Below are 24,854 nucleotides of genomic sequence, written 5' to 3'. Positions count from 1 at the left end.
CGGGGATGGCGAAAAGGGGGAGGGCGCGCGGGCGCCCCGGGAATCAGGCGAGCAGCAGGCTCTTCTCGATCGGCCAGCTCAGCCACACGCGGGCGCCCTGGTCCAGGCGCGCGGCCTGGTGCTCGGCGTGCACCGCCAGGCTCATGGGCAGCGCGCCCTCGGCGGCGGTGGCCAGGCCCAGCTCGGTGCTGGCGCCCTGGTAGGTCTTGGCGGTCAGCACCGCCTGCACCACGTTGTGGCCTTCCACCTGCGGCGGCGCGCTGTGCAACTGCATGTGCTCGGGGCGCACCGCCAGCAGCGGCGCGGCGGCCTCCAGGGCGGCGGAGGGTTCGGCGTGCAGCTGGGCGTCGCCGAAACGCCCGCAGGCGAGGGCGCCGGCGCGGCCCACCTGGCTCAGCGGGAACAGGTTCATCTTGCCGAGGAACTCGGCGACGAAGCGGTTGGCGGGCTGGTTGTAGATGGCCTGCGGGGTGTCGATCTGCGCCACCTGGCCGCGGTTGAAGATGGCGATGCGGGTGGACAGCGCCAGCGCCTCGTTCTGGTCGTGGGTGACGAACACGAAGGTGGTGCCGACCTGGCGGTGGATGCGCTGCAGTTCGGCCTGCAGCTGCTCGCGCAGGTTCTTGTCCAGCGCCGAGAGGGGTTCGTCGAGCAGCAGCAGGTCGGGCTCGAACACCAGCGCGCGGGCGATGGCCACGCGCTGCTGCTGGCCGCCGGAGAGCTCGCCGGGGCGCTTGCCGCGGTGCTCGCCCAGGCCCACCACTTCGAGCATGTGGCGCACCCGGCGGTTGCGTTCCTCGGCTTTGACGCCACGGATTTTCAGCGGGAAGGCGACGTTGTCGTCGATGCTCATGTGCGGGAACAGCGCGTAGCCCTGGAACACCATGCCGAAGTTGCGCTTCTCCGCCGGGCGCCGGGTGATGTCCTGGCCGAGGGCTTCGAGGCGCCCGCTGGACGGGTCCTGGAAGCCGGCGAGGATCATCAGGAAGGTGGTCTTGCCGGAGCCGGAGGGGCCGAGGAGGGTGAGGAACTCGCCCTGCTGGATATCGATGGACACATCGCTCAGGGCACGGAAATCGCCATAGCGCTTGCCGATGTCGATGGCACGAAGTTGGGGCTGTCGCTCCACTGCATTCACCTCGTCTTATTCTTGTTCTGTGGCGCGGCGACCCAGCGGCCAGCCGTCCTTTTGCGCAGTATTGTCAAATCCTCCTGCGCTTCAATCGCGTTTTTTCGCCGTCATTGTTCAAATTCCTTCACCAATCACGCCGCCACGGCTGCCCTTGCGGAACTGTTCGGACAGCCGCAGCTCGGCCTTCATCCAGGCCTTGAAGGCCTGCACGTCGGGGCGCTCGCTCTTGGCCGCGTCGGTGACGAAGTAGTAGCGGTTCGGCGGCTCGATGGAGACGTTGAACAGCCGCACCAACTGCCCCTTGGCCATGGCGTCGCCGCTGACCAGGGCGTCGCCCATGGCCACGCCTTGCCCGGCGATGGCCGCCGACTGCACCAGGTGCGCGTCGGAGAAGACGATGCCGTTGCGCACGTTGAGGTCGCGTACCCCGGCGGCGGCCGCCCACAGCAGCCAGTCGGAGTGGTCGACCATGTGCAGCAGCGGCAGGTTGGCCAGGTCCTCCGGCGAGTCCAGCCCGCCGGCGGCGTTGAGCAGCGAGGGGCTGCACACCGGGAAGGTGTCGAGGGTGGCGATCAATTCGACGTGCAGGTCCGGCCAGTCGCCCACGCCGTAGGCGATGAACAGGTCGACGTCGCGGTTGCTGACGTCGTCGGGAATCCGCGGCGCCACCAGGTTCAGTTCGACCTGCGGGTGGGCGCGCTGGAACTTGCCGATCTGGTGGCACAGCCAGTAGGTGGCGAAACCCGGGGTGCAGCTCACGCACAGGCGCCCGGCGATCTCCTGGGCGTCGGTGAAGCGCCGCGCCTCGTTGAGGATGCCCAGGGCGCGCTGGGTCTCGCGGGCGAAGTACTCGCCGCGGTAGGTCAGCACGATGCCGCGCCCGGATTTCTCGATCAGCGCGGTGCCCAGGCATTCCTCCAGGCTGCGCAACTGGTGGCTCACGGCGCTGCGGGTCAGGCTCAGCTCGCTGGCGGCGGCGGACAGGCTGCCCAGGCGGGCGACGGCGTCGAGCACGCGCAGGGCGGTCATCGAAGGGAAGCGCATGGGCTCACTCCTGGTGGGGGCGGGCGCGCCGCTGGCGGAAGCCTTCCGGGGTGGTCCCGGCGTGGCGCAGGAAGGCGCGGTGGAAGCTGGTGACGTGTTCGTAGCCGAGCAGGAAGGCGATCTCCTGCAGGCTCATGCGGCTGGCCAGCAGGTAGCGCTCGGCCAGGGCCATGCGCACCTCGTAGACCACGCCCTTGAAGGTCAGCCCGTGGGCGCGCAGGCGCCGCTGCAGGGTGTGCGGCGGCAGGCGGAAGTGCGCGGCGGCCTGCTCCAGGTCCGGCAGCGGCACCCGGGCGTTCTGCAGCAGGTAGAAGCGCAGGTCGTCGGGCAGCGCCTCGCCGCTCTCGAAGCTGGCCAGGGTGGCCGCGCCCTGGGCCTGGCACAGGCGCAGCACCGAGGGGTTGGAGGTGGAGAAGGGGCGCTCGTGGAATTCCCGCGGGATGCGCAGCTCGGCGCGGCTGGCGGCGAATTCGCTGCGGCCGGGGAACAGCTCGGCGTAGAGCGCGGCGTGGGGCGGCGCGGCGAACGGCAGGCGCACCTGCATGCCGGCGCACTCGGCCAGCTCCGGCAGGCGCTGGCACAGCCAGCGCCAGGTGCTGCTGAACCATTCCTCCAGCAGCGCCTGGGTTTCCATGGGGCTGTAGGGCGGCGCCTGCAGGGCCAGCACCAGGTGCTCGCCGTGTTCCTCGCGGGTGACGTGGATGGGGTGCGGCAGCAGGCTGGAGGGCTGGCCCAGGGAGATGTCCCAGGAGCGCCGCAGGTTGGCCGCGCTGATCAGCGCGTAGCCGATCACCCCCAGGTCGAACAGGTTGTAGCGCTGGCCCAGGCGCAGGAAGAAATCGCTGGCGCCGAGCAGCCCGGCGGCCTGGCGCAGCAGGCGGTAGTAGCGGGCGAAGGTCATGTTGGCGGCGGCCTCGGCGGCCGGCACGCCGAGCCCGGCGAGCAGCGGCGCGAGCGGCGGCAGCCGGGGCCGGGCCTGCCATTCCTCGAGGAAGCGCTGGTACAGCTGGCGCGCGGCGTAGTCGATGTCGGACTGCTGGTCGGGCATGCTCGTGCTTGTTATCTGAGGCTAGCGAGTTGTCATCTTATGCTAGTCAAAGGTTTCTGGCAGCTCCCTATACTCGGCGCAAAACAACAAGGGGAGCACCGACATGACGGCGCCCGATACATTCCGTTCGTCCCATTCGCCTGCCAACCGCCACGCCGACCTGCTGCTGCGCAACGGCCGCTTCTACACCCTCGACCCGGCGCAGCCCTGGGCCGAGGCCGTGGCCATCCGCGACGGCCGCTTCCTCGCCGTCGGCCGCGCCGAGGACCTGGCGCACCTGGTCGGCCCGCAGACCCGCCAGCACGACCTCGGCGGCGCCTTCTGCATGCCCGGCCTGCACGACATGCACACCCACCCGGACCTGGCCCTGGCCCCGCGCTACGCCGACGACCTCGACGTGGGCATCGAGGACCCGAGCCCCGAGCAGCTGGCCGCGGCCATCCGCGCCTACGCCGACAGCCACCCCGGCGACGGCTGGGTCTACGGCCAGTACTGGGTGCGCTACACCTTCCGCGAGGCCGGGCTGAAACCGGGCCGCGAGTGGCTCGACAGCGTCATGCCGGACCGCCCGGTGGCACTGCTCGACCGCATGTGGGGGACCATGATGGTCAACTCCCGCGCCCTCGAACTGGCCGGCATCGACGCCGCCACGCCCGACCCGCGCAACGGCTACCTGGAGCGCGACGAACTGACCGGCGAGCCCAACGGCCTGCTGATCGACGGCGCCTATGCACTGATCCACGCCGCCATGCCGCCCACCCCCATCGAAGTGCTGCGCCGCGCCTACCGCGACGGCGTGCACTTCCAGAGCGCCCGCGGCGTCACCGCCAGCAAGTACGTGCACGTCTGCGAACGCCGCCTGCAGGCGCTCAAGGAACTGGACGACGCCGGCCAGCTGACCCTGCGCGTGGAAGCGGCCATCAGTTGGCAGGACGACATCTTCCCGGTGCGCCGGCGCTGGGAACTGCTCAGCGGCGAGCGTCACTACTACCGCAGCGCGCGGCTGTCGGCCAACGCCGTGAAGTTCCACTTCGACGGCACCGTGGAGCCGCGCTCGTCGTTCCTCATCAGCCCCTGGCCGGGCGAGGACAGCTGGCGCGGCAAGCTCAACCTGACCCCCGAGCACATCACCGACATGGTGGTGGACATGGACCGCCGCGGCATCCGCGTGATCGCCCACTGCACCGGCGACGGCGCCTCCGACGTGTTCCTCGACGCGGTGGCCGAGGCGCGCCGGCGCAACGGCTTCAGCGGCATCCGCCACCAGTGCGCGCACAGCACCATCCTGCACCCGGGCAACCTCAAGCGCTTCCGCGAGCTGGAAGTGATCGCCGAGTTCTCCCCGGCAGCCTGGTACCCCACGCCCTTCGCCAGCGGCGCGCGCTCCGGCTACGGCGCCGAGCGCCTGAAGCGCATCTACGACTACAAGGGCGTGCTCGCCGCCGGCGGCATCGCGGTGATGGGCACCGACTGGCCGGTGGCCTCCATCGACCCCTGGCTGGCCCTGGAAACCATGATCACCCGGCAGAACCCCTGGAACGACGACCCGGCCTGCTTCGGCGAGCCGATCGGCCTGGAGCAGGCGCTGCAGGTGGTGACCCTGAACGGCGCCCACGCCATGGGCCTGGAGCACCTGACCGGCAGCATCGAGGCCGGCAAGTCGGCGGACTTCATCGTCCTCGACCGCGACCTCTTCGCCCAGCCGCCGCGCGGCTACATCCACCGTACCCAGGTCGAGCAGACCTTCGTCGAGGGCCGCCCGGTCTACGACCGCCAGGGCGTATTCAGCGGCCCGCTGCAGGCGGTGTGGCAGGGCGAAGTGCCGCAGATCATGAGGGACGACCGATGAGCATCCCGGTGACCGTGGTCGCCGGCTTCCTCGGCGCCGGCAAGACCACCCTGCTGCGCCGCCTGGTGCAGCAGTGCGCCGGGCAGCGCCTGGCGCTGATCGTCAACGACTTCGGCGAACTGAACGTGGACGCCGAAATGATCGCCGAGCAGAGCGACGCGGTGTACGCCCTGCAGAACGGCTGCCTGTGCTGCACCATGCAGGACGACCTGCTGGCCCAACTCGGCCGCCTGGCCGCGATGCAGCCGGCGGTGGAGCGCATCGTCATCGAATGCAGCGGCGTGGCCGACCCGCAGCCGATCATCCAGGCCCTGGGCTACCCGCAACTGCGCAGGCACATGCACCTGGACGCGCTCATCACCCTGGTGGACACCGCCCGCAGCCAGCCGCTGGAAGGCGAATACGCGCAACTGGAACGCCGCCAGGCGGCCGCGGCCGACCTGCTGCTGCTGAACAAGGCCGACATAGCGACGCCGGAACAACTGCAGGCCCTGCGCCAGCGCTTCGGCGAGCCGCGGCGGATGCTGCAGACGGTGCAGGCGGAAATACCCGACGAGCTGCTCTACGGCGAACGCCCGGAGCGCGCGCAGCGCCTGGCGCCGCTGGGTGTCGATCACAGCCGGCTGTTCGACAGCTGGACCTGGCGCCACGCCGGCCAGCTCGACCCCCGGCGCCTGCGCGCCTGGCTCGACCAGTTGCCGGAAGGCCTGTTCCGCCTCAAGGGCCGGGTGCAGGTCAGCGGCCGCGAACAGCCGCTGTGGCTGCAATACGTCGGCGGCCGCAGCCAGTTCCTGGCGGCGCAGGCGGAGGAGGGGGAGAACTGCCTGGTGTTCATCGCCAGCGCCGATGCCGGGCTGCGCGAGCGTCTGGAGGCCAGCCTGGAACAGTGCCTGGCCGCCTGACGCGAGAAGCCGTGTTCCCCGGCAACCTGTAGGAGCGGGCCCTGCCCGCGATATCGCGCGCAGGGCGCGCTCCTACAGGGGAATGGCGTGGGTGGGGCGGCGTAGGAGCGGATCCCATCCGCGAATCGCGCCGATATGTCCGGCCATCGCGGACAAGGTCCGCTTACGTTTCCAGGAAGCACGGCTCTTCGCAGGATGGTGTTGAGCGAAGCGATACCCATCAGCGCAACTGGCCGCCTGAAGCAGGGCTCGCTCCTACGAAAAGCCGTGTTCCCCGGCAACCTGTAGGAGCGGGCCCTGCCCGCGATATCGCGCGCAGGGCGCGCTCCTACAGGGGAATGGCGTGGGTGGGGCAGCGTAGGAGCGGATCTCATCCGCGAAGCGCGCCGGGATGTCCGGCCATCGCGGACAAGGTCCGCTCCAAGAGCCACGAAGCTCAGCGGAATTTCTCCAGCAGCTGGTAGTACCACATCCCCGCCGCCAGCATCGGGTTGCCGAACACGTCGCCCAGGGGCACTTTCACGTGCTTGCACTGGGCGAAGGTGTCGAATTGCTCCAGGTCGCCGCTCATGGCCGTGGCCATGATCTCGCCCATGATGTGGGTGGTGGCCACGCCGTGGCCGGAGTAGCCCTGGCAGTACCAGACGTTGTCCGAGAGCTTGCCCAGCTGCGGGATGCGGTTCATCACGATGCCCATGGCGCAGCTCCACTGGAATTCGATCTCCACGCCCTTGAGCGCCGGGAAGGTGCGTTCGATGCACGGGCGCAGTTCGCCGGCGATGTCCCGCGAGTCGCGCCCGGAGTAGTTGGCGCCGCCGCCGAACAGCAGGCGGCCGTCGGCGGTCAGGCGGTAGTAGTCGAGCACGAAGCGGCAGTCGTAGACGGCCAGGTCCTGCGGATTGATGCGCTTGGCCAGCGCGCCCAGCGGCTTGGTGGTGACGATGCCGCCCATGGCCGGGAAGATCATGCCCTTGAGCTGCTTGCGCTCCAGCTTGTGGTAGACGTCGCCGGCCAGCAGCACCTGGGCGGCGTTGATCCGCCCGCCGGTGGTGACCACCGCCGGCCGCGGGCCGTGGACGATGTCCAGCACCTCGGAGTGCTCGAAGATCAGCCCGCCCAGGCTCTCCAGGGCCTTGGCCTCGCCGATGCACAGGTTGAGCGGGTGCAGGTGCATGTTGCGCATATTCTTGATGGCGCCGCAGTACAGGTCGCTTTCCAGGTGCTGGCGCACGCCGGCGGCGTCGAGCAGGCTGACCTCGGCGCCCATGCCGCGGCGCACGGCTTCTTCGTAGGAGGCTTCCAGCTCGGCCATGTGCGACGGCTTCATGGCCGCGTGCAGGTGGCCGAACTTGAGGTCGCAGGCGATGCCGTATTTCGCCACGCGGCTCTTGATGATCTCGTGGCCGCGCCAGCGCAGGTGCCAGATGAAGTCGTCGACGTCGTTGCCCAGCCACTGCTGCATCTGCTTGCGCATGGCCGAATCGCCGGACAGGCTGCCGGTGACCTGGCCGCCGTTGCGCCCGCTGGCGCCCCAGCCGACCTTGTTGGTCTCGACGATGGCCACCTTGTAGCCGCGCTCGGCCAGCTCCACGGCGGTGGTCACGCCGGTGAAGCCGCCGCCGATGATGGCGATGTCGACGTTCACTTCGCCTTGCAGGGTGGGGTAGTCGGTCTCCACGGCCAGGCTGGCGGAATAATAGGAAGGCGCGCGCTCGGGGGCGGCTTTGGCGGGTTTCAGTGCGGCGTTCATTTTTTGTGTTTTTCCTGTTGTCTGGTTTCCCTCTCCCTAGCCCTCTCCCTGAAGGGAGAGGGGACTGTTCGGAGCGAGGGTTTGAATTCGTTGTCAGCCGGTTGCGCCGTTGTTCAGCGCTACGCCGGACTGCCCCCTCTCCCGCTTGCGGGAGAGGGCTGGGGAGAGGGGCTCTTAGGCCTCAAGCCTGATACAGATACCACCGCCAATCCTGCTCCCCCACCTCACCCATGAACTGCCGGTACTCCGCCTGCTTCACCTTCAGGTACACGCCCAGGAACTCCCGCCCCAGCGCATCCCGCGCCCAGCTCGACCGCTCCAGCGCGCGCAGCGAGGTGAGCCAGTCGGTGGGCAGCAGTTCCTTGGCCTGGGCGTAGCCGTTGCCCTCGACGGGCGCGCCCGGGTCGATGTCTTCGCGGATGCCGCGATGGATACCGGCGAGGATCGCAGCCGCCGCCAGGTAAGGATTGGCATCGGCCCCGCAGATGCGGTGCTCGATGTGCCGGGTGTGCGCCGGCCCGCCCGGCACGCGCAGGCTGACGGTGCGGTTGTCGACGCCCCAGGTCGGCGCCAGCGGCGCGTAGCTGTTGGCCTGGAAGCGCCGATAGGAGTTGGCGTTGGGGCAGAACAGCAGCAGCGAGTCGAGCAGGCTGGCGAGCATGCCGCCCACCGCCTGGCGCAGCAGGGGCGTGCCGGCCGGTTCTGCGCTGGCGAACAGGTTCGCCCCGGCGGCATCGGCCAGCGACACGTGCATGTGCATGCCGGTGCCGGCCAGGTCGTCGAACGGCTTGGCCATGAAGCAGGCCTGCATCCCGTGCTTGTGCGCCACGCCCTTGACCAGGCGCTTGTAGCGCACGGCCTGGTCCATGGCGGTGAGGGCGTCGCCGTGCTCCAGGGTGATCTCCACCTGGCCCGGCGCGTATTCGGAAATGGCGGTGCGCGCCGGGATGCCCTGGGCCTTGCAGGCGGCATAGAGGTCGGCGAGGAAGGGTTCGATCTGCTCCAGCTCGCGCAGGCCGTAGACCTGGGTGGAGCGCGGCCGGCCGCCGTCGGCATCCAGCGCCGGTTGCGGGCGGCCGTTGGCGTCGCGCTTGGCGTCCAGCAGGTAGAACTCCAGCTCGCAGGCCATCACCGGGTGGTAGCCGGCGGCCTTCAACTCGTCGATCACCTTGACCAGCACGTGGCGCGGGTCGGCGATGTCCGCCGGCTTGCCTTCGACCGGGTGCATGCTGACCTGCACGGCGGCGCTGGGAATCTGCCGCCAGGGCAGGCGCACCAGGCTGCCGGCCAGTGGGTAGGCGCGGCAGTCGATGTCGCCGACCTCCCACACCAGCCCGGAATCCTCCACGTCGTCGCCGTGCAGGGTCAGGCCGAGAATGGTGCTCGGCAAGGGCCGGCCGGACTCGTAGACCGCCAGCAGTTCCTCGCGGTGCAGCAGCTTGCCGCGGGGCACGCCGTTGGCGTCGAGGATGAACAGCTCGACCATCTCGATGTCGGGATTGGCGGCCAGGAAGTCCTGGGCCTCTTGCACGGGGGCGAATTTCATTGGTGTTCTCGCATAGCGCCAATGGGCGCGCTGATGGCCTGCGCGGCCGGGCTGCGGCGGGGCAGGCGATGCAATGGCTACGCCAGCTCGCGCAGCGTCGGGCGCCTGCGTTCAGCGTAGTTCCAGCAAAGGGGTGGGCGGGGCGCCCGTCAGCGTGCGGCGCTATCCGGTGGACGCGCGTGGCGGCAGTGCCAGAGCGCCCAGAAGGCCAGCTCCAGCGGCAGCGAGAGGGGTTGCAGGCGCAGCCAGCGGCAGCGTTCGCGCGGCAGGCGCAGGGGCTCTGCCTGGGAGGCGGAGGCGCTGGCGGCGGCGAAGTGCTGTTGCAGAAGGTGCATGGGTGGCTGCGTGGGGGACGATGCCCGGAGACTCGCACAGGCGATGGGTGCTTTAAATGTGAATCTGGTGGAACTCAGTTGAGCGAAATCGAAACTGATTGCCGCCCGGTCGATCCGCGCCACCGGCGCCGGCCCTGCCGCCTAAACTGAGCGAAACCCGTCACGCCGCGCAGCCCATGGCCCATATCGTCTTCGCCCCGTCCATCCAGCGCCACGTCGAAGTGCCCGAGCAGGACCTGCCCGGCGCCACCCTCGGCGGCCTGCTGGAGGGCGTGTTCGCCCGGCATCCGCGCCTGCGCGGCTACCTGCTGGACGACCAGGGCGGCCTGCGCCGGCACGTCACCGTGTTCATCGACGGCCTGCGCCTGCGCGACCGCCAGGGCCTGGGCGACGTGGTGGCGGACGACAGCGAGGTGTACGTGGTGCAGGCGCTGTCCGGCGGCTGAAACCCGGAGGAGGGCAGATGGAAGACCGATTGCTGGTGGCCACGCGCAAGGGCCTGTTCAGCTTCCTGCAGGATCGCGGCACCTGGCGCGAGGCGGGCCAGGACTTCCTCGGCGAGCCGGTGAACATGCTGCTGGCCGACCCCCGCGACGACACCCTCTACGCCGCCCTGGACCTCGGCCACTTCGGCTGCAAGCTGTGGCGCAAGCCCTGCGGCGGCGACTGGCAGGAATGCGCGGTGCCGGTCTACCCGCCGCAGCCGGACCCGCTGCCCACGCCGGCCGAAGGCGAGGCCCCGCAGGCGCCCTGGAGCCTGCAGCTGATCTGGTGCCTGGAGACCGGCGGCACCGACCAGGCCGGCACCCTCTGGGCCGGGACCATCCCCGGCGGCCTGTTCCGCAGCGACGACCATGGCGACAGCTGGACGCTCAACCGCCCGCTGTGGGACCGCCCCGAACGCGCCCGCTGGTTCGGCGGCGGCTACGACTGGCCGGGCATCCATTCCGTCAGCGTCGACCCGCGCGACAGCCGCCACCTCACCGTCGGGGTGTCCTGCGGCGGCGTCTGGCAGAGCCACGACGAAGGCGCCAGCTGGCGCAACACCACCGCCGGCATGTACGCCGACTACATGCCGCCGGACCTGCGCGAGGAGGGCGCCATCCAGGACCCGCACCGCCTGGTGCACTGCCCGGCGCGGCCGGACCGGCTGTGGGTGCAGCACCACAACGGCATCTTCGTTTCCAGCGATGGCGGCGCCAACTGGCGCGACGTGCCGGCGCAACCGTCCAGCTTCGGCTTCGCCGTGGCCGTGCACCCCACGCAGCCGGACACCGCCTGGTTCGTCCCGGCGACGAAGGACATCTGCCGCATCCCGGTGGCCGGGCGATTCTTGGTCAACCGCACGGAGGATGGCGGCCAGAGCTTCCAGGCCCTGGACCACGGCCTGCCCCAGGGCCCGTGCTACGACCTGGTGTACCGCCACGGCCTGGCCGTGGACGACGACGGCGAGCGCCTGGCCATGGGCTCGACCACCGGCGGCCTGTGGTTGTCGGAGGACGGCGGCGAGCGCTGGGAATGCCTGTCCGCGCACCTGCCGCCGATCTACTGCGTGCGCTTCGGCTAGGGCTGCCCGTCGCGCTCGTCCTGCTTCTGGTAATGCGCCAGGATCATCCGCGCCGGGATCAGCGCCGCCAGGCCCAAGGCGCCGCACAGGGTGATGATGCTGGTGCCGGTGGGGTCTTCCAGGCTGTCGCCCAGGGCCGCCAAGCCGATGGTCAGCAGGATCATCACCAGGCCGAACCATTGCGCCATCTGCGCCCAGCGCAACAGCATGGCGCGGCGCGCCTCGTGCAGGTGGAAATCCGGGTGGCTGTGGTGCCGCATGCTCGTGTCCTCCTCGTGTTCTCGCACCAGCCTACGCCGCTGGCGGCGTCGGCGGCGGCGGCCGGCCGAGCGGTAGGCCGTCACATCGCCGCGGCGATGAACTCCCGCAGCCACTGGTGCGCCGGGTCGCGGTGCGTGCGCTCGTGCCAGAGCATCGACATCTCGTAGCCCGGCACCTCCAGCGGCGCCTCCACCATGCGCAGGCCGCTGTCCGGGCGCACCAGGCGCTGCGGCAGCATGGCCACCAGATCGGTGCTGGCCAGCACCGGGGCGACGAACTGGAAGTGCGGCACCGACAGCACCACCCGGCGCTCGCGGCCCAGCCCGGCCAGGGCCTTGTCGGTGGGGCCGTGGAAGCCGCCGCCGTCCGGCGAAACGATCACCTGCTCCAGCTGGCAAAACTGCGCCAGGCTCGGCCGGCGCTTGAGCCGCGGGTGGCCGGCGCGGCCGACCAGCACGTAGCGTTCCTGGAACAGCGGGCGCCGGCGCAGCCCTTCGGGGGCGTCCTCGGTGATGTGGAACACCAGGTCGGCGTCGCCCTGTTCCAGCTGCCGGACGATCAGCGCCGGCTGCAGCGGCAACAGCGCCAGGCGCGTGCCCGGCGCCGCCTCGCGCAGGCCGGGCAGGGCCGGCAGCACCACGGTGGCCTCGCTGTAGGCGGAAGCCACCAGGCGCCAGGTGTTGCGTGCGCTGCGCGGGTCGAACGGTTCGCTCGGCGCCACCGCCCGCTGCAGCGCCGCCAGGGCCTGGCGCAGGGGCTCGCGCAGCGCCTCGGCGCGGGCGGTGGGGCGCATGCCGCGGGGGCCGGGCAGCAGCAGCGGGTCGTCGAACAGCTCGCGCAGCTTGGCCAGCTGCACGCTCACCGAGGGTTGGGAAAAGTGCAGGCGCTCGGCGGCGCGGGTTACGTTGTGCTCGGCCAGCAGCACGTCGAGGGTCACCAGCAGGTTCAGGTCCAGGGTGCGCAGATTGGTCATGACTATACCTGGTGTAATGGATATTCATTTCCACTATACCTTGCGCAACGCCATGCTGCGGCCATCCACCCACTGGAGGCCGTCATGAACATCCTCATCGTCTACGCCCACCCCGAACCCCGCTCGCTCAACGGTTCGCTCAAGGACTTCGCCGTGGCCCGCCTGCAGGCTGCCGGCCACCAGGTGCAGGTCTCGGACCTGTACGCCATGGGCTGGAAGGCCCCGCTGGATGCAGCCGACAGCCTCGACGGCGCCGCAGCCGAGCGCTTCGACCCCTCCGAGGACTCCCGCCGCGCCTACGCCAGCGGCCGGCAGAGCGCCGACATCGCCGCCGAGCAGGACAAGCTGCGTTGGGCCGATGCGCTGATCCTGCAGTTCCCGCTGTGGTGGTTCTCCATGCCGGCCATCCTCAAGGGCTGGGTCGAGCGCGTGTACGCCTATGGTTTCGCCTACGGCGTGGGCGAGCACTCCGACGCGCGCTGGGGCGACCGCTACGGCGAGGGCAGCCTGGCCGGCAAGCGCGCCATGCTGGTGGTCACCACCGGCGGCTGGGAATCGCACTACAGCGCCCGCGGCATCAACGGGCCGATCGATGACCTGCTGTTCCCCATCCATCATGGCGTTCTCTACTACCCGGGCTTCGAGGTGCTGCCGGCGTTCCTGGTGTATCGCACTGGGCGGATGGATGAGGCTCGCTACGCCGCGATCGAGCAGGCTTATGGCGAGCGCCTGGATAGCCTGTTCAGCGCCGCGCCCATTCCGTTTCGCCGGCAGAATGCTGGGGACTACGAGATACCTTCGCTGACCTTGCGCGAGGATATTGCGCCGCAGTTGACTGGCTTTGCTGCGCATCTGGGGTGAGAGCTTTGGCGGGGTCGATGTACCGCTTTTCGTAGGAGCGAGCTTGCTCGCGAACGGCGTGAACCGGCCACTTCTCTGCGTGGGCTTGACCACGGTCCCCTCTCCCCAGCCCTCTCCCTGAAGGGAGAGGGGGCAGTCCGTGCCTGCTGAAACTCAAGGTGCACGCCGGCCACGCTGGAGCTGCCGGCGAGCATCGAGATTACAGCCCATGCCCAACGGTCCCCTCTCCCTTCAGGGAGAGGGTTAGGGAGAGGGCGCTCTCAAATCCAGCACTTGCATTCCCGGTGAACTCTGTTCGCGAGCAAGCTCGCTCCTACGAAAAGCAACTCACACCCCCGCAATTCACTTCAACCGAACCTTGCACGCATCCCACCTGTCAGAGGTCCGTATCGGAAAACATACAAAGGATCACGGACCCCATGTTGAAGCGTTGGCGCAACAGTCACTGGAAGCACTGGCTGGAAGGCTACGACATCGAATTCCGCAGCGGCGTCAGCCGCCTGGGGCGCGGCAAGCGCCTTTTGGTCGAGGCGCCGGGCAGCATCGGCGAGGCGGAGTTCAAGATCTACCGGGACGAGATGCACATCGGCGCTTTTTCCACCATCCGCACCACCAGTTTCCACCGCATTTCGCACATCGGCCGCTTCAGCTCCACCGGCCAGCACTGCCGCATCGGCCTGGCCGCCCGGGCGCACCCGATGGACTGGCTGAGCACCAGCTCGGTGCAGTACGAGCCGGGCGTGTTCGACCGCTACGACACGCCGCGCCAGCGCTACGAGGACACCGACGCCGACACCTGGATCGGCAACGACGCCTTCATCGGCGAGGGCGCGGTGGTGATGAGCGGGGTGAAGATCCACGACGGCGCCGTGGTGGCCGCCATGTCGGTGGTGACGCGCGACGTGCCGCCCTACGCCATAGTCGCCGGCTCGCCGGCGAAGGTGGTGCGCTACCGCTTCCCGCCGGACATCTGCGAGCGCCTGCAGGCCAGCCGCTGGTGGGACCTGGCGCCGGCGCAGATCGCCGCGTTGCCGTTGCAGCGCATCGAGGAGGCGTTGGAGCGTGTGGAGGCCTTGCGGGCCAGCGGCGAGGCGCGGCCGCCGATCTATCCGAACATCGAAATCCGCCGCCAGGGCTGCCGCCTGCTGTCCGAGGGGCTGGCCAGCTCGTGAAGCGCGGGGCGGCACTGCTGCGCCGCCCCGCACCCAGGCGCCGGGGCGCTCAGCTCCGGCTCTGGGCCAGTCGGTAGAGTTGCCGCGCTTCCGCCGCCATCGGCAGCAGGGCCGAGACCAGGCGGGCCTGGCCTTGTACCAGCGGCATTTCGTCGGGGCAGTCCGCCAGCAGGCAGAGCAGGTCTTCCAGGGCTATCAGGCGACGCTCGGCGGCCTCGTACAGATGCTCGGCGGGGGCGCTGGCGTCGACGAACAGCACGTCGTCGTGGGGTTGCGAGAGGGTGGTGACGGGTTGCAGGTCAGACATGGCGCGCCTCCGAGGTGTGGAGGGCGAAGTGCGGAGAGTGCATGTTCCATTGCTCCTGAGTGGGACCAAGAGCCGCCTCCCCAAAAAAGGGAGGCGGACCGTACGGGGGTAGGATCACCGGGTATGAGGAAAACGGCAGGCCGAAGCCTCCCCGCACGGTCCGCCACGGAACGCGAATACAGACGGCGATGGATCACTTGTACTCGCGACATAACGCACCACTCCTCGTACCAACGGGATCCTACCCCCGACCACAACAAGGTTGCGGCAGGGCGGAATCTATCCAGCGCCCTCGTAGGACCTCAAGGCGATTTCAGCGTGGGAATTTTCACGAAGGGTAGCGGCGCGGAGCCGGCCGAATCGCTATGCTCGACGCCATGAACGGCCAGCTCCCCCTCCGCCAACCCTGCCCGCCGGGCGCCTGCGATTGCGGGCGCGAGGCGCTGCTGGCCGAGCCCCATGGCGACATCCGCATCCTCCTGCTCACCCGCCAGGAAGAACAGCGCCTGGTGCAGCGCCTGGAACAGCTCAAGGACCTGGCCGACCTGCAGCACATGCAGCAGCGCATGTACGAACAGCTCGGCCTGCGCCTGAGCATCGCCCCCGGCTTCAACGAGGTGCGCAGCATGCGCGGCCTGGACATCCGCATCGCCGCGCAGCCCGGCCTGTGCCGCAAGACCCGCCAGGCCATCCCCGCGGCCATCCGCCGGGGCCTGGAACGCACCCCGGAAATCGCCTGGCGCCTGCTCGACTCCTTCGACCTGCTCGGCGGCAGCCACTAGGGGCGTGCATTTTCCCAAGGCTTTGCTAATGTCGTTAGGCAGGAGATGGCATTCCTCCTCTAACCGCCCCCCGGCTGATGATGCCTACGCATAACCCTTCATGGGCGGCGTAGGCATTGTTCTGCTGTCCATGGTTTGCCCGTGGACAGCGAACATGCCCAACCCATCCCGTTCCGCCGCTTTTCCTCTTTCGCTCCGCGCCGTCCCCCGGCTTCAGCGGAGCCGCCGCCATGACTGAGATCTGGGCCCAGGCCGCCCTGTGGCTGGGGCTGGCGCTGCTGGCGACGCTGGTGTCGATCTTCCTGCGCATCGCCACGGCATTGTCGGAAATCGTCGTGGGGACCATCGCCCAGCTGATCATCGGCGCGCTGTTGGGCATGGCGGTGCTGCAGGGCGACGCCAGCTGGATCAAGTTCCTCTCCGGCGCCGGGGCCATCCTGCTGACCTTCCTGGCCGGCGCCGAGCTGGACCCGAAGGTGTTCCGCGCGCACTGGAAGCAGGCCACGGTCATCGGCCTGGTGGGCTTCGTGGTGCCCTTCCTCGGCTGCGCGGCGCTGGCGTACTGGGGCCTGGGCTGGAGCGCGCAGGCCAGCTGGCTGGCCGGCATCGCCATGTCCACCACCTCGGTGGCGGTGGTCTACGCGGTGATGCTGGAGCTGGGGCTGAACACCAGCGAGTACGGCAAGATCGTGCTGGCCGCCTGCTTCGTCAACGACCTGGCCACGGTGATCGCCCTGGGGCTGATCTTCGCCCCCTTCACCCCGAAGACCGCCGGTTTCGCCGGGGCCCTGGTCCTGGCCGCGCTGTTGCTGCCGTGGCTCACCCCGCGCTTCTTCCGCCGCTTCGGTGGCCGGCCGTCGGAACTGGAGGCCAAGTTCCTCATGCTCTGCCTGTTCGGCCTGGGCGCGGCGGCGACCTGGGCCGGCAGCGAGGCGGTGCTGCCGGCCTACCTGATCGGCATGGTGCTGGCCGGCACCGTGGGCAAGGACCACGCGCTGATCCGCCGCCTGCGCACCCTGACCTTCGGCCTGCTGACGCCGTTCTACTTCATCCGCGCCGGCTCGCTGGTGTCGCTGCCGGCCCTGGCCGCCGCGCCCGCGGCCTTTGTGTTGCTGTTGCTGGTGAAGATGCTCACCAAGCTGGTGGGCGTGTACCCCACCTGCCTGGTCTACGGCTCGCCGCGCCGGGAGGGGGCCTACACCACGCTGCTGATGTCCACCGGGCTGACCTTCGGCACCATCTCGGCGCTGTTCGGCCTGGCCCACGGGCTGATCGACCAGGGCCAGTATTCGGCGCTGGTGGCCGCGGTGATCGGCAGCGCCGTGGTGCCGACGCTGATCGCCAACGCCTTCTTCCTGCCCCGGCACCTGCTGCCCAAGGACGACCCGCAGGAGGAGGGCGCCGCCCCGCCGGCAGAGCCCGCACGCCACGACGACTTGCGCCCGCAGACGCGGCGCAGAGGAGGTGAAGCATGATCAAGCGCATCCTGGTGGCCTACGACGCCTCCACCGCGGCGGAGCTGGCCCTGAACTTCGCCAACGAGCTGGCCGAGCGCTTCGGCGCCGGCCTGCACATCCTCTCGGTGGCGCAGCCGCCGGAGTTCGGCGACGAGGTGGAGACCGAGGCGGTGATCGAGCGCTCCCGCGCGCATTTCCACCACGCCTTCAAGCTGCTGGGCTACAGCCGCCTGCCGGTGGAGGAACGGCCGACCACCCACGTCTCGGTGGGCCGCCCGGCCGAGCAGATCGTGCGCTACGCCGAGGAGCACCACATCGACCACATCGTCATCGGCCACCGCGGCCACCGCGGCCACTCGGGCTTCGAGCGCTGGCTGCTGGGCTCGGTGGCGCGCCAGGTGATCGACCACGCGCCCTGCGCGGTCACGGTCATCCGCGGCTGAGCGGCCTGGGGAGAAAACGACATGCTGCAGATCGACATTCCCGGGCTGGGGAGCTTGCAGTTGAAACACATGATCTGTGACTACAACGGCACCCTGGCGGTGGATGGCCGGCTGATCGACGGGGTGGCCGAACGCCTGGAGGTTCTGGGCCGCAAGCTGGCCCTGCACGTGGTCACCGGCGACACCTTCGGCAGCGCCGAGGCGGAACTGGCGGCGCTGGACGTCAACCTGCTGGTGCTGTCGGAGAAGGACCAGGCCATCTCCAAGGAGGACTACCTGCGCACCCTGGGCCTGCACGGCGTGGTGGCCATCGGCAACGGCAGCAACGACCGCTACATGCTGCAGCAGTCGGCCCTGGGCATCGCGGTGATCGGCCCGGAGGGCGCCTCCTCGGTGGCCATCGGCTCGGCGGACCTGGTGGCGCTGGACATCCTCTCGGCCCTGGATATGCTGACCCACCCGCAGCGTATCATCGCCAGCCTGCGCTGCTGAACCTTCGAAGGAGCAGGAAGATGACAAGGATCATTCTGACCCGCCACGGCCACGTGGACTGGATCGCCCCGGAACGCTTCCGCGGCCGCGCCGAACTGCCGCTGTCGGCCCTGGGCCGGCGCCAGGCCGAGGCGGTGGCGCGGCGCATAGCCGAAAGCTGGCAGCCGGTGGCGATCTACACCAGCCCGCTGTCGCGCTGCATCGACACCGGCGCTGCCATAGCACGCGCCACCGGCGCCCCGGCCCAGGCGCTGGAAGGCCTGGCGGACACCGATTACGGGCAATGGCAGGGCCTGACTCACGACGAAGTCCGCGCACGCTGGCCGGAAGAACACCGCACCTGGCTGGAGGCGCCGGACCTGGCGGCCATCCCCGATGGCGAGAGCCTGGCCGACGTGCTGGCCCGGGGTACCCGTGTGCTGCGCGAGGTGTTGCGGCGTCATGCCGGGCAGACGTTGGTGTTGGTGGGGCATGACAGCATCAATCGGGTTCTGCTGCTGCAGGCGCTGGGGTTGCCGTTGGCGCGGTATTGGCGGTTGAAGCAGGAGCCTTGCTGCCTTAACGAGATCGCCGTCGAGGATGACGTGTTTACGTTGTATCGGATCAATGAGACCTATCACCTGGCTGGGGTGAAGGCTGAGGGGTGAGGCTGTTTTCAACGACGGATGATCGCGGACGGAGTCCGCTCCTACGGTTCCAGGACGCACGGCTTTTCGTAGGAGCGAGCTTGCTCGCGAACGGTGCTCGCCGGTGGCTGCGGTGTTTTTGCTGGACGCTTTTCCCTCTCCCTAACCCTCTCCCTGAAGGGAGAGGGGACCGTTCGGTGCGGTCTGGTTTTCCCGAGTCAGCCGGCAAGCAAGGTGGTTTCCGGCTGAAACCATTCCTTATCTCGGCACGGTCTGGCCCCCTCTCCCTTCAGGGAGAGGGCTGGGGAGAGGGCGCTCTTAAACCAGACACCTACGCCCGTTCGCGAGCAAGCTCGCTCCTACGAAGAGCACCTCGGCGGCTCCAGGGAACCTCGGGCGTAGGAGCGGACTCCGTCCGCGATTGGATTCGCCGGCCACGCCGGGCACCCCGGTGGCACAGCCAACGGCGGAGCACGAAGTCTCCGCTCGCTCCAAACGGCCCCCTCTCCCTCCGGGAGAGGGCTGGGGTGAGGGTGCGGAGCCAACCCAATGCACCATTTCCCGCAACGAAGGCTCAAACCGCCACCAGCCGCACCTCCGTCATCTGCCGCAAGCGACTGAGAGTGCGCTCGAAATCCAGGGTGGTATCACCACTGGCCAGGCCTTCCAGCGGCACCGTGGCGTAGAGCTGCAGTTTCAGGCGCCTGTCGTAGGCGATGTCGATGAAGTTCAGGAAGCGCCTGGCGACGTCGTCGGGGTAGTTCTGCAGCGGTTCCAGGCCGCTCACCGCCAGGTACGGGAAGCGCTCGATCAGCCATAGGTAGTCGGCCGCCGAGTGCGGGCGTTCGAACAGTTCGTCGAAGTCGAGCCAGGCGTGGTCGTCGTCGTGGGCGCGCACGCGCAGCGGGTGGTGGTTGACCTGCAGTACCTCGTCGAAGCAGGCCTGCGGGCCCAGCCCGAAGCGTTCGCGCAGCGGCGCGGGGGCGTCGGCCGTGGTGGGCCACAGGTAGCTGCCCCAGGCGTCCAGTGGCGTCAGCCGGCGCCGGTAGTCCTCGCCCTTGTCCAGCGCCAGGACCTCGAAGCGCTGTTCGATCAGCTCGACCACCGGGCGGAAGCGCTCGCCGTACAGCGGGTCCGCGCACAGCCCGGACGGCGGGTAGTTGGAGGTGCACACCAGGCCGACGCCCTGGTCCACCAGCTGTTGCAGCGTCGGCCCCAGCAGCATGGCGTCGCCGATGTCGTGCACGTGGAATTCGTCGAAGCACAGCAGGCGGGTTTCCTCGGCGATGCGCCGGGCGGTCTTCGCCAGCGGCTCGGGCTGGCCGGCGAAGGTCTGCAGGCGTGCCTGCACTTCATCCAGGAAGGCATGGGAGTGCACGCGGCGCTTGGCTTGCAGCGGGGCTGCGGCGAAGAAGGCGTCCATCACGAAGCTCTTGCCGCGGCCCACGTCGCCCCACAGGTAGACACCGGCGGTCGGCTTGCGGAACCAGCCATGGCGGCCCTGGAGGAAGCCTTCCAGCCAGTTGGCCAGGTGCTCGATGGCGTATTGCTGCTGAGGGTCGGCGCGGTAGCCGCGCTCCTCCAGGGCCACCCGGAAATGCCGGAGGATGCGTTCGGCGATCGATTCCGGGGCGGCCAGACGGTCGGCGGCGCTCATGCTTTACCTCTACTCGAGTGGCGGGGGCGCGAGGCGCCCCGGCCGTTCAGTGGACGAAGGCCTGGCGGCCGGCATAGCGAGCGGTTCCACCGAGCATTTCCTCGATGCGCAGCAACTGGTTGTACTTCTCCACCCGCTCGCCGCGGCAGGGCGCGCCGGCCTTCAGGTGGCCGGTGCCGAAGGCCACGGTGAGGTCGGCGATGAAGCTGTCGACGGTCTCGCCGCTGCGGTGCGAGACCATCGCGCCCCAGCCGTTGTTGTGGGCCAGCAGCACGGTGGTGCGGGTTTCGCTGAGGGTGCCGATCTGGTTGGGCTTGATCAGCACGGCGTTGGCGGTGTGTTCGAGGATGCCGCGGCGGATGCGTTCGGCGCTGGTCACGAAGAGGTCGTCGCCGACCAGTTCGATGCGCTGGCCGAGCGCCGCGGTCAGGCGCTTCCAGCCCTCCCAGTCGTCTTCCGCCAGGCCGTCTTCCAGCACCACTATGGGGTAGCGCTGCACCCAGTCGGCGTACAGCCCGATCATCTCGTCGGCGTCCAGCAGGCGGCCTTCGCTGTGCAGGCGGTAGAAGCCGTTCTCGTAGAGGGCGCTGGGCGCCGGGTCGATGGCCAGCTGGACCTGCTCGCCGGGGCGGTAGCCGGCGGCCTCGATGGCTTTCATCAGCAGGTCCAAGGCTTCGGCGTTGTATTTCAGCGGCGGGGCAAAGCCGCCTTCGTCGCCCACCGAGGTGGAGAAGCCCCTGGCCTCCAGCAGGGTGCGCAGGTGCCGGTAGATTTCCGCGCCCCAGCGCAGCGCCTCGCGAAAGCTGCCGGCGCCGGAGGGGACGATCATGAATTCCTGGAAGTCGGTGCCTTGCCAGTGGGCGTGCACGCCGCCGTTGAGCACGTTGAACATGGGCACCGGCATGCGCGTGGCCTGCTCGCCGCCGAGGTAGCGGAACAGCGGCATGCCGCTGGCGGCCGCCGCCGCGCGGGCTACCGCCAGGCTGACGCCGAGGATGGCGTTGCTGCCCAGGCGCGATTTGTTCGGCGTGCCGTCGCACTGCAGCATCGCCAGGTCCACCGCTGTCTGCTCGCTGGCGTCGTGGCCGCGCAGCAGCGGGGCGATCTCGCTGCGGATGTTGTGCACCGCGCGCAGCACGCCCTTGCCCGCGTAGCGCGCGGGGTCGCAGTCGCGCAGTTCCACCGCCTCGTGCTTGCCGGTGGAGGCGCCCGAAGGCACCGAGGCGCGCCCCTGGGCGCCGTCTTCCAGGGTCACGTCCACTTCCACCGTCGGGTTGCCCCTCGAGTCGAGGATTTCCCGGGCGCCTATCTGCTTGATGAATACGGCCATGCCGCTCTCCTTCAGTCGTTCGAATGCTTACGCGGGGTGTTCACAGCTGCGGGCGCAGGTAGCCGCCGGCCACGCCGCGCCTGGACAGCACCCACTGCCAGAGCTGGATGTCGCGGGCGCGGAAGGCGCCGGCGCAGGACAGCAGGTAGTAGCGCCACATGCGCCGGAAGCGCTCGCCCAGCGCCGAGAAGCGCGGCCAGGCGGCCTCGAAGTTGGCGTGCCAGGCCATCAGCGTGCGGTCGTAGTAGGCGCCGAAGTTGTGCAGGTCCTCGACCACGAAGAGGCCGTCCGCGGCATCGCCGACCTGGCCGATGGAGGGCAGGTCGCCGTTGGGGAAGATGTAGCGGTCGATCCACGGATCGGGCCGGGCGCGGCGTTCGTTCTTGCCGATGCTGTGCAGCAGGAACAGGCCGTCGTCGGCCAGGCAGCGCTGGGCCACCTGCATGAACGCGCGGTGGTTCTTGTGCCCGACGTGCTCGAACATGCCGACGCTGGCGATGCGGTCGAACTTGCCGGTCAGGGTGCGGTAGTCCTGCAGGCGGAACTCCACGGGCAGGTCGCGGTAGCGGTCGCTGGCCCAGTTCGCCTGCTCCTGGGAGACGGTCACGCCCACGCATTCCACGCCATGGTGCTGGGCGGCATAGGCCATCAGGCTGCCCCAGCCGCAGCCGATGTCGAGCAGGCGCATGCCCGGTTCCAGCCGCAGCTTGCGGCAGATCAGTTCCAGCTTGGCCTCCTGGGCCTGCTCCAGGGTGGTGGCCGTTTCCCAGTAGCCGCAGCTGTAGGTCATGCGCGGGTCGAGCATGGCCTGGTAGAGCGCGTTGCTCAGGTCGTAGTGGCGCCGGCCCACCTGCCAGGCGCGCCTGGCGTTCTGCAGGTTGAGCAGGCGGTAGCGCAGGGCGTGGGCGAGCAGGCGCCAGGGCTGCACTTCGCGGTCGAGCCGGGCGCGCAGCAGGCGGTGGAAGAATTCGTCCAGGTGCTGCGCGTCCCAGTCGCCGTCCATGTAGCTTTCGCCCAGGCCCAGGCTGCCCTGGCCCAGCGCGCGCTCGAACACGCGCGGGCGCAGCACCTGCATGTCCCAGGGGCGCTGGCCGTTGATCTGGATGCCGGCCTTGTGCAGCAGGCCGGCGGCGAGCCGCTGCAGCTCCGGGTCCGGGCCGGCTGGCGACGACGGCCAGGGCGCATCATCGTGCAGGGGAGTGCCCACTTTGCTACCTCCAGGTGCTGAGGCCAGCTCGTGCCTATGGCGAAGCGAGGCTGGCGGGAAGGACGACCTGAACGAAGTGGGGCGGCGGATACGAAAAATGCCTACCGCTCCCGCCTTCGCGAGTTCGGTAGGCATCATCAGCTGACGGCGTCAGCGGTTAATGGAGAATGCCATCTCCTGTGGAAACTCTATCACCGGCTCCCGGGCTTGCAAGAAACCCGGGGCCTTCGGGGCGTCAGTCCTCCAGCAGCGCCTTGTTGCGCACGGCGCCCTTATCCGCACTGGTAGCCAGCAACGCATAAGCCTTCAGCGCCGTACTGACGCGACGGGCACGCGGCTGCGCCGGCTTCCAGCCCTTCTTGTCCTGCTCGATGCGGCGGGCGGTGAGTTCTTCATCGCTGACCAGCAGGTTGATGCTGCGGTTGGGGATGTCGATCAGCACCTTGTCGCCGTCCTGCACCAGGCCGATGGCGCCGCCCGCGGCGGCTTCCGGCGAGGCGTGGCCGATGGACAGGCCCGAGGTGCCGCCGGAGAAGCGGCCGTCGGTGAGCAGGGCGCATTGCTTGCCCAGGCCCTTGGACTTCAGGTAGCTGGTGGGGTAGAGCATTTCCTGCATGCCCGGGCCGCCTTTCGGGCCTTCGTAGCGGATGATCACGATGTCGCCCGGCTTCACTTCGTCGGCGAGGATGCCCTTCACCGCGGCGTCCTGGCTTTCGAAGATCTTCGCGCTGCCTTCGAACACGTGGATCGACTCGTCCACGCCGGCGGTCTTCACCACGCAGCCGTCGAGGGCGATGTTGCCGTACAGCACGGCCAGGCCGCCTTCGGCGGAGTAGGCGTGCTCGACGCTGCGGATGCAGCCTTCGGCGCGGTCGTCGTCCAGGCTCGGCCAGCGGGTGTTCTGGCTGAATGCGGTCTGCGTCGGGATGCCGGCGGGGCCTGCCTTGAAGAAGGTGTGGACGGCTTCGTCGCGGGTCTGGGTGATGTCCCACTGGGTGATGGCGTCGGCCATGCTCGGGCTGTGTACGGTCGGTACGTCGGTGTGCAGCAGGCCGCCGCGGGCCAGCTCGCCGAGGATGGAGAAGATGCCGCCGGCGCGGTGCACGTCTTCCATGTGGTACTTCTGGATGTTCGGCGCCACCTTGCACAGCTGCGGCACCTTGCGCGACAGGCGATCGATGTCGCGCAGGTCGAAGGCAATCTCCGCCTCTTGCGCTGCGGCCAGCAGGTGCAGGATGGTGTTGGTCGAGCCGCCCATGGCGATGTCCAGGCTCATGGCGTTCTCGAAGGCGAGTACGTTGGCGATGCTGCGCGGCAAGACCGAGGCGTCGCCTTCGCCGTAATAGCGCTGGCACAACTCCACGGCCAGGCGCCCGGCGCGCAGGAACAACTGTTCGCGGTCGGCATGGGTGGCCAGGGTGGTGCCGTTGCCCGGCAGGGCCAGGCCCAGGGCTTCCACGAGGCAGTTCATCGAATTGGCGGTGAACATGCCGGAGCAGGAGCCGCAGGTGGGGCAGGCGCTGCGCTCGTACTCGGCGACCTGCTCGTCGGAGCAACTGTCATCGGCGGCCGCGACCATGGCATCGATCAGGTCCAGCCCGTGGCTGGCCAGCTTGGTCTTGCCGGCTTCCATCGGGCCGCCGGAGACGAACACCACCGGGATGTTCAGGCGCAGGGCGGCCATCAGCATGCCGGGGGTGATCTTGTCGCAGTTGGAGATGCAGACGATGGCGTCGGCGCAGTGGGCGTTGACCATGTATTCCACGGAGTCGGCGATGATCTCGCGGCTCGGTAGGGAATAGAGCATGCCGTCATGGCCCATGGCGATGCCGTCGTCGACGGCGATGGTGTTGAATTCCTTGGCCACGCCGCCGGCCTTCTCGATCTCGCGGGCGACCAGCTGGCCCAGGTCCTTCAGGTGCACGTGGCCGGGCACGAACTGGGTGAAGGAGTTGGCGATGGCGATGATCGGCTTCTTGAAGTCTTCGTCCTTCATCCCGGTGGCGCGCCAGAGGGCGCGGGCGCCGGCCATGTTGCGGCCGTGGGTGGAGGTTTTCGAGCGGTAGTCTGGCATGGGTGTTCCTATCGGCTGATCAGGGCTTTTTCTTGTCTT

General features: G+C 69.1%; 24 protein-coding genes and 2 riboswitches. Of the genes, 11 read left to right on the top strand and 13 right to left on the bottom strand.

Translation table 11 applies throughout. The features are described from left to right. Positions 1-43 precede the first annotated feature (43 nt). The 3 genes from M8R19_RS02385 to M8R19_RS02375 form a co-directional block, all read right to left on the bottom strand. Complete coding sequence (locus M8R19_RS02385) at positions 44-1,129, bottom strand: ABC transporter ATP-binding protein (RefSeq protein ID WP_058072226.1); 1,086 nt, start codon at positions 1,127-1,129, stop codon at positions 44-46. A 117-nt stretch (positions 1,130-1,246) separates the two neighbouring features. Then, positions 1,247-2,176 carry a LysR substrate-binding domain-containing protein gene (locus M8R19_RS02380; RefSeq protein ID WP_074978350.1) on the bottom strand — a complete coding sequence of 310 codons (930 nt, stop codon included), beginning with the start codon at positions 2,174-2,176 and terminating at the stop codon, positions 1,247-1,249. A gap of 4 nt (positions 2,177-2,180) precedes the next feature. Continuing rightward, positions 2,181-3,224, bottom strand: a complete 1,044-nt coding sequence (locus M8R19_RS02375; RefSeq protein WP_043271806.1) for a helix-turn-helix transcriptional regulator — start codon at positions 3,222-3,224, stop codon at positions 2,181-2,183. Positions 3,225-3,327: 103 nt separating this feature from the next. Here M8R19_RS02375 and M8R19_RS02370 point away from each other — a divergent pair, with 103 nt between their 5' ends. Then, on the top strand, positions 3,328-5,073 hold the full coding sequence (locus M8R19_RS02370) for an amidohydrolase (RefSeq protein ID WP_043271805.1): 1,746 nt from the start codon (positions 3,328-3,330) through the stop codon (positions 5,071-5,073). Continuing rightward, the gene (locus M8R19_RS02365) at positions 5,070-5,975 is read left to right on the top strand and encodes a CobW family GTP-binding protein (RefSeq protein ID WP_249916896.1); all 906 of its coding nucleotides are present in this window, start codon (positions 5,070-5,072) and stop codon (positions 5,973-5,975) included. The genes M8R19_RS02370 and M8R19_RS02365 overlap by 4 nt, the downstream gene beginning before the upstream one ends. Positions 5,976-6,411: 436 nt before the next feature. Here the strand turns inward: M8R19_RS02365 and M8R19_RS02360 are convergent, their stop codons facing one another. From M8R19_RS02360 to M8R19_RS02350, 3 genes are all read right to left on the bottom strand, one after another. Further along, complete coding sequence (locus M8R19_RS02360; protein ID WP_116423251.1) at positions 6,412-7,725, bottom strand: NAD(P)/FAD-dependent oxidoreductase; 1,314 nt, start codon at positions 7,723-7,725, stop codon at positions 6,412-6,414. A 181-nt stretch (positions 7,726-7,906) separates the two neighbouring features. Further along, the gene (locus tag M8R19_RS02355; RefSeq protein WP_116423252.1) at positions 7,907-9,271 is read right to left on the bottom strand and encodes a glutamine synthetase family protein; all 1,365 of its coding nucleotides are present in this window, start codon (positions 9,269-9,271) and stop codon (positions 7,907-7,909) included. Between the two features lie 149 nt (positions 9,272-9,420). Further along, on the bottom strand, positions 9,421-9,606 hold the full coding sequence (locus M8R19_RS02350; RefSeq protein ID WP_043271801.1) for a hypothetical protein: 186 nt from the start codon (positions 9,604-9,606) through the stop codon (positions 9,421-9,423). A gap of 176 nt (positions 9,607-9,782) precedes the next feature. Here M8R19_RS02350 and M8R19_RS02345 point away from each other — a divergent pair, with 176 nt between their 5' ends. Next, positions 9,783-10,052, top strand: a complete 270-nt coding sequence (locus M8R19_RS02345; RefSeq protein ID WP_043271800.1) for a MoaD/ThiS family protein — start codon at positions 9,783-9,785, stop codon at positions 10,050-10,052. A gap of 17 nt (positions 10,053-10,069) precedes the next feature. After that, positions 10,070-11,173, top strand: a complete 1,104-nt coding sequence (locus M8R19_RS02340) for a WD40/YVTN/BNR-like repeat-containing protein (protein ID WP_249916895.1) — start codon at positions 10,070-10,072, stop codon at positions 11,171-11,173. On the opposite strand, the gene M8R19_RS02335 is transcribed toward M8R19_RS02340, so the two are convergent. Together M8R19_RS02335 and M8R19_RS02330 are read right to left on the bottom strand one after the other, a co-directional pair. After that, positions 11,170-11,433 (bottom strand): hypothetical protein, encoded by a 264-nt coding sequence (locus M8R19_RS02335; protein ID WP_043271798.1) that lies wholly within the window; start codon positions 11,431-11,433, stop codon positions 11,170-11,172. The genes M8R19_RS02340 and M8R19_RS02335 overlap by 4 nt on opposite strands. Positions 11,434-11,513: 80 nt before the next feature. Next, positions 11,514-12,407, bottom strand: a complete 894-nt coding sequence (locus M8R19_RS02330; RefSeq protein WP_249916894.1) for a LysR family transcriptional regulator — start codon at positions 12,405-12,407, stop codon at positions 11,514-11,516. An 84-nt stretch (positions 12,408-12,491) separates the two neighbouring features. Between M8R19_RS02330 and M8R19_RS02325 the strand changes: the two genes are divergently transcribed. Beyond that, complete coding sequence (locus M8R19_RS02325) at positions 12,492-13,268, top strand: NAD(P)H-dependent oxidoreductase (RefSeq protein WP_249916893.1); 777 nt, start codon at positions 12,492-12,494, stop codon at positions 13,266-13,268. Between the two features lie 419 nt (positions 13,269-13,687). Continuing rightward, complete coding sequence (locus M8R19_RS33125) at positions 13,688-14,440, top strand: CatB-related O-acetyltransferase (protein WP_283939437.1); 753 nt, start codon at positions 13,688-13,690, stop codon at positions 14,438-14,440. A gap of 49 nt (positions 14,441-14,489) precedes the next feature. Here the strand turns inward: M8R19_RS33125 and M8R19_RS02315 are convergent, their stop codons facing one another. Beyond that, positions 14,490-14,747, bottom strand: a complete 258-nt coding sequence (locus M8R19_RS02315; RefSeq protein WP_009622642.1) for a hypothetical protein — start codon at positions 14,745-14,747, stop codon at positions 14,490-14,492. Between the two features lie 365 nt (positions 14,748-15,112). Here M8R19_RS02315 and M8R19_RS02310 point away from each other — a divergent pair, with 365 nt between their 5' ends. From M8R19_RS02310 to M8R19_RS02290, 5 genes are all read left to right on the top strand, one after another. Further along, positions 15,113-15,529 (top strand): hypothetical protein, encoded by a 417-nt coding sequence (locus M8R19_RS02310; protein WP_009622640.1) that lies wholly within the window; start codon positions 15,113-15,115, stop codon positions 15,527-15,529. A 32-nt stretch (positions 15,530-15,561) separates the two neighbouring features. Then, positions 15,562-15,623: riboswitch (Fluoride riboswitch) on the top strand. A 136-nt stretch (positions 15,624-15,759) separates the two neighbouring features. Continuing rightward, entirely contained in the window at positions 15,760-17,004 is a 1,245-nt protein-coding gene (locus M8R19_RS02305) for a cation:proton antiporter (protein WP_249916892.1), read from the top strand. Then, positions 17,001-17,429: a universal stress protein gene (locus tag M8R19_RS02300; RefSeq protein ID WP_249916891.1), complete on the top strand. Its 429-nt coding sequence runs from the start codon at positions 17,001-17,003 to the stop codon at positions 17,427-17,429. Before M8R19_RS02305 ends, M8R19_RS02300 begins: the two co-directional genes overlap by 4 nt. A gap of 21 nt (positions 17,430-17,450) precedes the next feature. Next, positions 17,451-17,921, top strand: coding sequence for an HAD family hydrolase (locus tag M8R19_RS02295; protein ID WP_058489995.1), 471 nt, complete (start codon positions 17,451-17,453; stop codon positions 17,919-17,921). 20 nt (positions 17,922-17,941) lie between these two features. Next, positions 17,942-18,568 carry a histidine phosphatase family protein gene (locus tag M8R19_RS02290; RefSeq protein ID WP_249916890.1) on the top strand — a complete coding sequence of 209 codons (627 nt, stop codon included), beginning with the start codon at positions 17,942-17,944 and terminating at the stop codon, positions 18,566-18,568. Between the two features lie 553 nt (positions 18,569-19,121). On the opposite strand, the gene zapE is transcribed toward M8R19_RS02290, so the two are convergent. From zapE to ilvD, 4 genes are all read right to left on the bottom strand, one after another. Beyond that, entirely contained in the window at positions 19,122-20,204 is a 1,083-nt protein-coding gene (gene zapE, locus M8R19_RS02285; RefSeq protein WP_249916889.1) for a cell division protein ZapE, read from the bottom strand. A 46-nt stretch (positions 20,205-20,250) separates the two neighbouring features. Then, a complete protein-coding gene (gene eno / locus M8R19_RS02280) occupies positions 20,251-21,534 on the bottom strand; it encodes a phosphopyruvate hydratase (protein ID WP_249916888.1) in 1,284 nt (427 codons plus the stop codon). 40 nt (positions 21,535-21,574) lie between these two features. Then, positions 21,575-22,678 (bottom strand): cyclopropane fatty acyl phospholipid synthase, encoded by a 1,104-nt coding sequence (cfa, locus tag M8R19_RS02275; RefSeq protein ID WP_249920124.1) that lies wholly within the window; start codon positions 22,676-22,678, stop codon positions 21,575-21,577. 184 nt (positions 22,679-22,862) lie between these two features. Beyond that, positions 22,863-22,928: riboswitch (Fluoride riboswitch) on the bottom strand. 48 nt (positions 22,929-22,976) lie between these two features. Beyond that, positions 22,977-24,815: a dihydroxy-acid dehydratase gene (gene ilvD / locus M8R19_RS02270; RefSeq protein ID WP_249916887.1), complete on the bottom strand. Its 1,839-nt coding sequence runs from the start codon at positions 24,813-24,815 to the stop codon at positions 22,977-22,979. Positions 24,816-24,854: the final 39 nt, after the last annotated feature.

It is taken from the genome of Pseudomonas sp. R3.Fl (genome assembly GCF_023516765.1).
Taxonomy (GTDB): Bacteria; Pseudomonadota; Gammaproteobacteria; order Pseudomonadales; family Pseudomonadaceae; genus Pseudomonas; species Pseudomonas citronellolis.
The sequence above is the reverse complement of the archived record's forward strand: the minus strand, read 5'-3'. Positions and strand labels throughout refer to the sequence as shown.